The organism is Bacillus cereus group sp. MYBK222-1, from assembly GCF_051916425.1.
Taxonomy (GTDB): Bacteria; Bacillota; Bacilli; order Bacillales; family Bacillaceae_G; genus Bacillus_A; species Bacillus_A paranthracis.
Genome location: NZ_JBQAGP010000016.1, coordinates 1 through 9800 on the forward strand (window position 1 = coordinate 1; position 9800 = coordinate 9800).

Consider the following 9800-nt stretch of genomic DNA (forward strand, 5'->3'; position numbering starts at 1 on the left):
AAATGTTGGTTTTAAATTAAATTTCTTTTCGATTAAACCAATCTAGAACTAATAAATAGCTCTCAGATTACTTAGAAACACCCTCTAGACATTTCTAGAATTCTATACATACAAAAACACTTGAGACTAAAAGAACTTCTCTACAGACCTAAAAACACCCTTAAATTAAAATGGTCATTAGTTTATTTTTGTCTTCAGTAAGTATATATACTTACTGAGAGGATAGTTTCAAATCATTTTAAACTATACAATGCCTTAGTATATATACTAAGGCACATAAAATTTTAAATGTTGGTTTTAAATTAAATTTCTTTTCGATTAAACCAATCTAGAACTAATAAATAGCTCTCAGATTACTTAGAAACACCCTCTAGACATTTCTAGAATTCTATACATACAAAAACACTTGAGACTAAAAAAACTTCTCTACAGACCTAAAAACACCCTTAAATTAAAATGGTCATTAGTTTATTTTTGTCTTTAGTAAGTATATATACTTACTAAGAGGATAGTTTCAAATCATTTTAAACTATATACTAAAACAGTAAGCAATTTTTCATGTTACTCTTATTATATTCGAATTAATAATAAATCTAATTTAAAAAACAAACTATTTTTTTAAAAAAGTCAATTAAAATAAATTTCCACTCACACAACATCAAATAAACTGTTTTAAACATCATTTTTAATACAAAACTAAAACCTCATTCAGTAATAAATAAAATTTATAAAAACAACCTGTTTATCATAAAATAAGGGAATGCTTATATACTGATTCGTATTGCATTCCCTTATTGTATGTATGCTATATTTCTATTCTTCTTTTTCCGACATTAGAACCCTACATAAAATACCAGCCAAATTCACTTTTTAAACAAACTGAAAAAACCTTTCCGTTTTTGTTTCTGATTTTGTGCCTGCATATCTCTAATGTTTTCAAGCAATAACTGATCTCGTTTCTCTAGCTTCTTCTCTATAAAAACTTCTAATTCACTGTTTTTCCCTTCTACTTCAGTTAACTTTTTCTCCGTATTCGCTAAATGTTCTTTTGTCGTAACCAATTCATTCGTAATTTCTTGTAGTTTCTGAACGAGTGCTTGATTAAATTGATTTTGTAACTGTTGATTTTCTAATACTTCATTCAGTTTCTTTTCTAATTCTGATTTTTCTTCTTTTGAAACAAACGAATCAAGTTCTCCGTTTCGCCATGACCGAACTTGATCGTAAGACCATTTTTGGGCCTGTATTTTTTCTTTTATTGCTTTTAATTCTTCTATATTTTCCTTCGAGTATCTACGATGTCCTCCCTGACTTCGCTCCGTTTGTATATTAAATTCATTTGACCATACCTTTAACAAATCGGGTGTGATTCCTAAAAGATCCGCAACAATTTTCGGTGTGTGCATTTCCGATTTTAGTTCCAATTTTTATTCCTCCCCAAAAAACGGAATACGTTTTTACTTAAAAAACACGATTAAACCAACATTCCAATCAAAATCGGAGTGTACTTACAACCGATATGAAAACCGATTTTAAAAACAATTTAATTTCCGAAATACATTCCGATTTTACCACCGATATGTATTACTTCTCGATAATAACATCAAAATCTTTTTTTCTATATACAAGATTTTATACAAAAAAAGAAGAGCGCGAATCCCTAGAATCCTTGCTACATCAACGATGTATAAAATCCTGTATACGAGATAACCAGACAAAAAAAGAAGAATCCCTGCCAATACAAGGATTCTATGAAAATCTTGCTACCGATAATTGTGCGTTATGTATACTAGATTTGTATAACGTATTCATGTGTTTTTAATAAGTCATCTTGAATCTAAGTACATTCCCTTAACAAGTGCATAGAATAATTTTGTAAAAACGCGAAAGGATTGGGAAAAATGCACTATAATCCTTATATATACCCATATCAATATCTTTATTATGTTAATGTACCAATACCAATGTATAACTATGGAAGACAGTCTGTTTACCGGACTTTTCCTAATGAGATAGAGCATGCAAACAGATTTGATTCTTTTCGCTCTTCTAACAATGACAGAAGAATTTCATTAACAGATTATGGACCAAAACCATTTGTCGTTAATATCAATGAAGCAACGAAGCAAAACAATACCTATCGTACTGCTTTATGGACAGGAACACATTTACAAGTTACTTTAATGAGTCTCAATGTTGGCGAAGATATCGGTTTGGAAGTACATTCTAACGTTGATCAATTCTTACGTATTGAACAAGGCCAGGGGATTATTCAAATGGGCAAGAATAAAGATAATTTAAACTTTAAAAGAAATGTCTATGATGATTATGCCATAATGATACCCGCTGGAACATGGCATAATCTAACCAATACAGGTAATATTCCTCTAAAACTTTACTCGATATATGCTCCTCCTAACCATCCATTTGGTACTGTACATGTAACAAAAGCCGATACCATGGTAAATGAATAAAACTATTAAAAATAATAAAAAGGATCTTAGATTGAAGATCCTTTTTTTATGCCAATAATGAGACGTTATGTCAACTTCACATGAATATGATATACAAAACAAAAATACTATTTTACATGCAAACACATATAAGATATCTAAAGTTATAGATGAACAGAATGTACTATTGAAGAATATATAAAATATATATCAAATATAGTACAAGCCTATTCTTTACATCCTTAGTAAAAATAAAATTTTATGGCTTTTGGAGGAAAATATATGCCCAAAAAAGTTCTCTTGTTTACAGATTTGGGAATTGATGATGCGTTTGCTATTCTGTACACCTTTTTTCGTAATGATATCCAACTTGTGGGGATTGTAGCTGATTATGGAAATGTATCGAGAGAGAATGCTATAAAAAATATTAACTATTTGAAGTATATTTCGGGAAGAAAAGAGATACCCGTATTTCTCGGTGCTTCTGTACCTTTAACAGGTATATTGGTTCAATATTTTCCTGAAGTACATGGAAAAGTAGGACTAGGACCTATCATTCCACCTGAAATCCCTTATCCAATTTATCCCATGAATGATATTTACAAAATTATAAACTCAAATTTAGACGATCTTACAATTATCAATTTGGGAAGACTTTCCTCATTGGCTACGTCATTTATTTTGAATTTAGAAGCAATGCGGAATGTGAAAGAATACATTTGCATGGGTGGAGCCTTTTTTTACCCCGGAAACGTGACTGCTGTGGCTGAAGCTAACTTTTACGCAGACCCTTATGCAGCAAACTTAATTCTGCAGCATGCGAAGAATTTGACAATTATTCCATTAAACGTCACCCAACACGCGATTGTTACACCTGAAATGGTTCAACAAATTGATGCATTTCACCGGAATACACAAGACCTTGCAGGACTCATCATCAAACCTATGTTAGACTACTACTATAATTTCTACTCTAAATCGAATCCTGGCATAGGAGGAAGCCCTATGCATGATTTTTTAACAATATGGTATTTGTTGAATCCAGATGCAGTTCGTCTGTCAAAAGTGCCCATCAAAGTAATTCCCGATCTAGGAGAAGGATTTGGTCAAAGTATCGCAGACTTTCGTTTTGTGACAAATCCAGGTTATAAAACACATAATATCGCTTTTCAGTTCAATTATGAAAGATTTAAGAGAGATATTATGGAAACATTTTTAAAGAAAAGACTATAGCATATCCTAAGTAAAGATAAAAATACATATTTAAAAAAGAATTATTTATAGTTGGATGTATTGTAGTTGCTATGAGTTTACTAAAATAGAACTTCCTATATCGAATTTTACGTCAACTAGCCCTTCTTCCAGGGGCTAATTTTTTTGTTTTTGTCTTTAGGGTTTTCCATTGCTTTTTGGCTAGAGTGCTGGCTCGTCGTGTGGGGGCGAAACCCCACGTATTACGTATCTATTTTTGAATAAAGATTATTTTTGGACGAATGATCTAAGCGGTTCGGCTCGTATACTTGCTAGTCCAAGTCGAGAACCATTGCTTTGCTTTTTGTCTGTCGGCTTGGCGAGAAAAGCACACGAGCCGAAAAAAGTTTTGCAAGGACATAATAAAAAAGAAAAGACGGTAGTCTTTAGGTAAGGATTAACGAACCGACTTTTTTATTATGAAGGTGGAGATTTTTGAGCGTTGTTTGCTCAAAAATACTACCTGTTCCTTGCGGAACTTTTAGCCCTATATATAAGAGTGAGAAGAGCAAAGTAAAGAAAGTCAGTAATATCAAGGGTTTATAAGACATGAGGTGTTAAAAAAAATTAACACCTGTGTTAATTTTTTTTAACACCTAAAAAATAGAAAATCTTAAATAAAAAAAGATGTCAATATAAAAATTGACATCTAAAATAAATAAATTGGTAGTTTATGTTTTTTCTTATTACCTTCGATTTTGATATTACGCAATGCCTTTGAAAAAATTTGTTGAGTCGCTCTATCAATATCATCTTTAGGTGAATTACATAAAATATTAGGATTAACAAACCAAGTTCTTGCTGAACAAGCCCTTCCATCTTCAGTTATTACACCTGTTTCTGCAACTCCTAAAACCCCTTTTTCAAGCAATTCATTCATCATTTTTGAAATAGAAGTCCTTGTTTTTCCTAATTTCTTAGCCAAATAACTAGGAGACGCTGTATTCGGTTTTATATCATCATCTTCATTTTTTTCAACAATAACATTTGATTTAAATTCTAGAAATCTTGAAATATCAAATAAAAATGCTTTTTCTGGTTGAGTTAAATAACCAATTTCACATAAATAATCAATATTCTCTGTAATCATTTGAACAAATCTCACCCGATCTGTAGGTTTTTTCTTTTTACCAATAAAATACTCTTCTCCACCAGACATTTTACTTAATACTTGCAGCATAATGACTCTTTCTTCTTCAGAAAGTCCACCACTACCTTCAAGTTTTTCATAAATACTATTAATTTTACTATCTCTTTCTTTTGCCTTTTTTTCAGCTTGTCCAAAATCAATAATTTTTTTTGTCATATCTAGGTTAATTCCTCCTTAATTGAGGGAATCAACAAAAACACCTATTTTTTGCTATTTGATTATAAATCAAATTATGATAATCTATAATCAGATAAATGAAGTTTAGGTATTTTCGTAGAATACCCTATGAAAAGAGTCATGTTCCCGCATGACTCTTTTTTTCATTCTATCACGTTTTAAATAACCTTAAAGATAAAAACAAAGTTTCCTTACTATTTTATCGCTCCATATCCAATCCACGATGTTTATTCATTTCTTTTTTATGCTCACGTTCAAATTGATTATCTATTCCCTTACTATCCAATTCATTTTTAATAATCCCTCTAAACGCCTTAAATTGCTCTTTAAAAACTTTTTTCGTTTGTAAATATAAAACTCTTATATTCGTCTGCAAAACCTTTATATGAGATTTTAACGAGCTAATTTCTCTATTTAATATACCAACTTCTTTTTGTAACTTACTTTTTTCTTGTTTCAACGTTCGATTTTCTTTCATCCATCCCTCTGCATGCGCTTTTAAACTCTCATTCTCTTTCACAAAATCTGTTTTTTTCAAACGCTCATAATCCTTTTTGATAGTAACCGCTGCATTCACTTGCTTTGTTAATTCTTGATATTGTTCTGGTGATAACACATAATTTCTTGTCTGTTTCTTTGTAATTTCAGCTTTTCCAAACATTTTATCCTGTACTTCTACTACTACTTCTTTGCGTAAAAATGGAATTTTAACAGGTTCATTTGGTACTTGATTCGTAGCACTATCTAATTCTTTTTGCATTTGTTCTACTCTTTTTTCTAACTCCACATGACGCTGGCCAATTAGCTGCAGCTTTTCATTTTCACTCTCTACTTGTTGCTTTACTATCTCTAATTCTTTGTACGTATCAACAACATCACTTTCCAAACTCTTTTTAGTCATTTCTAATTCGTTTGTTTTCTCTTCAACGTTTTTTAAATGATCGTCAATCGTTTGTAACTGTGTTTCTTTTTCCTCTACTTGATTTTCAATAGTTGACTTTGCTTCTGCATACTCCTTATATTGACGAACTTTCATGTACTTATGTGAACCTACATTAGCACGTTCAAAATTCGGAATGTGTGCTTTCGCTAATTGCTCAATATAAGCCGTTTCTAATTCTCTCCAATGTGCAATTAACTTTCTTCCCGTTCCTTCTACACCTTGTTGCTGCAAGGCTCTATCCATTCCGACACGCCTCGTTAACCCTCGACTACTTTCGAAATTCGGTACATAATTAATATGCAAATGCGGATTCGCTTCATCATCATGTAAAACCATGTTATAAACCGCTAGGTTTGGATTTCTTTCTTGAAAAGCCTCAGCATAGCGTTTCAGAGCTTCTTTTTTAGCTTCCCTATACTTTGGGTCGTCTTTACCTTCCCCAATCGCTACAACGAGTTCTCGTTGCTCATGCGTCTTATCATCTTTATGTATTTTGTCATAGTAATCATCAATTTTACGATCATTCCGTTTTTGTTTCTCGTTATACTTATCCACTGCTTCTTGAAAGACTTCCTTGTATACACTTCGGATATCTTTTTGAACAAAGTAAATATTCTCCTCTAACCTAGATAGATCAATACCAGGATTCCCATGAATATTTTCTCTGTTATTATGACTCAATGAACTTTGGTGGGATTGATTAAATGAGATAGAACCCAACATAAAGTGCCACCACTTTCCCTAGATTAATTGATACCATCAGTCTAGCAAAGCGACGAAATGATGTCAATTAACGTAACCCTATACTTATTTTGACGCTTTCGCATCAAAATAGATAGGGGTCTGCGACGCTTGTCGGCTTTGCCGAGCCACATTTCATGTGGCAAAAACAAAACCTTGGGCTTTGCCCAAACCCACTGGGGAACTCTTCCCCAGACCCCATTCATCGAACTCCCCAACCCCTCAATCCTTGAGGGGCTCCCTCGCCGGTAGGCAGGGTCAAAAGGGTACCTTTTGACAACCACAAGAGGGTCTTGGTGTAGTGAATATGTCAACTCCTTAATGCTCCCTACGGTCCGCTTACCGTTGACATATACTCAAGTAATTATCCAATTAATTAAAAGTATAGCGCACTCCTTTGTTTTAGAAAGATTTTCCTCGTATACTAAAACTAGTAACTATAAAAATATTAAAGCTTGGGGGAGAAAATCATTAGACCAGTAAACCATACGGAAATCGTAGAAAAAATTAAAGAACTCGCAATTATTTCTTTATTTTACGATGATGAATTAATGAATACCTTTGTTCTAAAAGGTGGTAATGCTTTAAATATCGCTCATAAAATAAACGAACGAGCTTCTGTAGATATTGATGTATCTATGGAAGATGACTTTGCAGAAGGAACATTAGCAGAAATTAAAGCTAAGCTACAACATGCATTTGAAGTTACCTTTCAAGAAGAAGATTATCATGTGTTTGATTTAAATTTAAAACCATCTCCAGCAAGAATGAAAGATGAGATGAAAAAATTTTGGGGCGGCTACACACTATATTTCAAGGTAATTGAAAAAGAAAAATTTGAACAATATCAAGATGATCTACAAAAGCTTCGTCAGAATGCCATTGTTGTAGGAAGTAACCAAGAAAAAACATTCCAAATTGATATCAGTAAATATGAATTCTGCAAAGCAAAAGCACCATTTCGTCTACATGGATATGTAATATACGCATATACGCCTTTAATGGTAATCTATGAAAAATTGAGAGCTATCTGTCAACAGATGGAAAATTATAGAGATTTAGTACTTACTAACAGAAGACCTCGACCAAGAGATTTTTTTGACATTCACTCCATTATGACTAAATGGCCAGATCCAATTGATGTAACAGCACCTGATAATCTTCAAATTTTATCAGAAATTTTCACATTAAAAAAAGTTCCACTAGACTTCTTAGCAAATATTCAAGGAGAAAGAGAATTTCATAGAGAAAACTTCCAATCTGTTTTAGATACAGTAAATGCAGAAACTAAAAAAGGTACATATGACTTCTACTTCGATTATGTAGAACGTCTTGCTAAAAATATCTATGAAGCATTACAAGAACAAAATCTTTTAACAACAAATTAAAAAAAGGACAAAATTGTCCTTTTTTTAATAATCAAGATATCTAGGATAATAAACTCTCCAACGCTCTGAAAAATTTTTCTCTTTAATTTCATAGGTTAAATAAAGATTATATTCAATAGCATTTAACTCTATAAGTTTAAGCACATTTTCATCATATCCGGCTTTTTCTAAATAAAAACCGATTATTTGATGATAAGGATAAACATAATTCATTTTATCCAACAATACTAGCAATCGATTAACAGAAAAACTACCTTTAGCAACTTTATAAGCATGAATTACTTCTTCGATCCCACCAGAATAGTTTGGTCTAACAACAATATCGATTAAAGTTCTTTCTAAACTTGTTATTGAAAGCTCAATACCATTAATGCTAGCTTTTAATACTCCTAATCTATTCTGATGTTTTCCATTCAACAAGTATACTTGATATTTTTTATTATCTATTTCAAATTTAGCTATTTGTTTTGTAACTCTCATTGGTCTAGCAAAAGCCCAATCTATATTCTCTTGTTCTAACTCAATATCATCTTTATGAAAAAAGTATTTAGGAGATTGTTCTGTATTTGTATAAATATTTTTGGGAATATTATTAGTTAAACCATGCAGAAAAAGAGCTGTATAATGACTTAAATATGAATTCGCATTTATTGATACAGCTAATTCATATACTGAACCACCATCAAATTTAAATTTTGTTATTTTTCTCTGAGGTGTTTGAATTTCAATTTGTTCTAAAATATTATTTTCAGTTAAAAATTTTATAAAATCATTACCTTTAGTAACAGCTGGTAATGTCCATTTTTCTTTGTAGGAATTTAATATCTCATACATATCCTGAACTGAAAAAATTCTTTGGTTTTTCTCTTTAAAATATTCCACAATTTGAGGTTTCATTTGTTCCATGATCTGAAACCTACTTAATCTAGGCATGTGAATACCTCCATTTGTTAAAAAATATTAGTAATAAGTATATATACTTATTACTTTAATAGTTTCATTTTACAAAAAAGAAGTACAAAAGTATAGAATGTTATTAGTTTATTTTTGCCTTCAGTAAGTATATATACTTACTGAAGGAATAGTTTAAAATGTTGGTTTTAAATTAAATTTCTTTTCGATTAAACCAATCTAGAACTAATAAATAGCTCTCAGATTACTTAGAAACACCCTCTAGACATTTCTAGAATTCTATACATACAAAAACACTTGAGACTAAAAGAACTTCTCTACAGACCTAAAAACACCCTTAAATTAAAATGGTCATTAGTTTATTTTTGTCTTCAGTAAGTATATATACTTACTGAGAGGATAGTTTCAAATCATTTTAAACTATACAATGCCTTAGTATATATACTAAGGCACATAAAATTTTAAATGTTGGTTTTAAATTAAATTTCTTTTCGATTAAACCAATCTAGAACTAATAAATAGCTCTCAGATTACTTAGAAACACCCTCTAGACATTTCTAGAATTCTATACATACAAAAACACTTGAGACTAAAAGAACTTCTCTACAGACCTAAAAACACCCTTAAATTAAAATGGTCATTAGTTTATTTTTGTCTTCAGTAAGTATATATACTTACTGAGAGGATAGTTTCAAATCATTTTAAACTATACAATGCCTTAGTATATATACTAAGGCACATAAAATTTTAAATGTTGGTTTTAAATTAAATTTCTTTTCGATTAA

Annotated in this window: 7 protein-coding genes; 3 read left to right on the plus strand and 4 right to left on the minus strand. The window is 31.1% G+C overall.

Translation table 11 applies throughout. The annotated features are described in order from the left end of the window. Positions 1 to 863: 863 nt before the first annotated feature. Positions 864 to 1424: a MerR family transcriptional regulator gene (locus ACTFR9_RS27320; RefSeq protein ID WP_262735057.1), complete on the minus strand. Its 561-nt coding sequence runs from the start codon at positions 1422 to 1424 to the stop codon at positions 864 to 866. 477 nt (positions 1425 to 1901) lie between these two features. Here ACTFR9_RS27320 and ACTFR9_RS27325 point away from each other — a divergent pair, with 477 nt between their 5' ends. Next, entirely contained in the window at positions 1902 to 2474 is a 573-nt protein-coding gene (locus ACTFR9_RS27325) for a cupin domain-containing protein (protein ID WP_440049077.1), read from the plus strand. Positions 2475 to 2735: 261 nt separating this feature from the next. Further along, positions 2736 to 3686, plus strand: coding sequence for a nucleoside hydrolase (locus tag ACTFR9_RS27330; RefSeq protein WP_440049078.1), 951 nt, complete (start codon positions 2736 to 2738; stop codon positions 3684 to 3686). Positions 3687 to 4353: 667 nt separating this feature from the next. On the opposite strand, the gene ACTFR9_RS27335 is transcribed toward ACTFR9_RS27330, so the two are convergent. Both ACTFR9_RS27335 and ACTFR9_RS27340 read right to left on the minus strand, forming a co-directional pair. After that, positions 4354 to 5010, minus strand: coding sequence for a replication protein (locus tag ACTFR9_RS27335; RefSeq protein ID WP_000162380.1), 657 nt, complete (start codon positions 5008 to 5010; stop codon positions 4354 to 4356). 220 nt (positions 5011 to 5230) lie between these two features. After that, entirely contained in the window at positions 5231 to 6697 is a 1467-nt protein-coding gene (locus ACTFR9_RS27340) for a plasmid recombination protein (protein ID WP_262735055.1), read from the minus strand. Positions 6698 to 7170: 473 nt separating this feature from the next. Here ACTFR9_RS27340 and ACTFR9_RS27345 point away from each other — a divergent pair, with 473 nt between their 5' ends. Further along, positions 7171 to 8103, plus strand: a complete 933-nt coding sequence (locus ACTFR9_RS27345; protein WP_262735054.1) for a nucleotidyl transferase AbiEii/AbiGii toxin family protein — start codon at positions 7171 to 7173, stop codon at positions 8101 to 8103. A 24-nt stretch (positions 8104 to 8127) separates the two neighbouring features. On the opposite strand, the gene ACTFR9_RS27350 is transcribed toward ACTFR9_RS27345, so the two are convergent. Further along, positions 8128 to 9036, minus strand: a complete 909-nt coding sequence (locus ACTFR9_RS27350) for a type IV toxin-antitoxin system AbiEi family antitoxin domain-containing protein (RefSeq protein ID WP_262735053.1) — start codon at positions 9034 to 9036, stop codon at positions 8128 to 8130. Positions 9037 to 9800 lie beyond the last annotated feature (764 nt).

Coding starts and splice junctions, on each gene's coding strand:
- ACTFR9_RS27330 (WP_440049078.1), top strand. CDS start 2,736: ATGCCCAAAAAAGTTCTCTTGTTTACAGATTTGGGAATTGATGATGCG.
- ACTFR9_RS27340 (WP_262735055.1), bottom strand. CDS start 6,697: ATGTTGGGTTCTATCTCATTTAATCAATCCCACCAAAGTTCATTGAGT.
- ACTFR9_RS27350 (WP_262735053.1), bottom strand. CDS start 9,036: ATGCCTAGATTAAGTAGGTTTCAGATCATGGAACAAATGAAACCTCAA.
- ACTFR9_RS27335 (WP_000162380.1), bottom strand. CDS start 5,010: ATGACAAAAAAAATTATTGATTTTGGACAAGCTGAAAAAAAGGCAAAA.
- ACTFR9_RS27325 (WP_440049077.1), top strand. CDS start 1,902: ATGCACTATAATCCTTATATATACCCATATCAATATCTTTATTATGTT.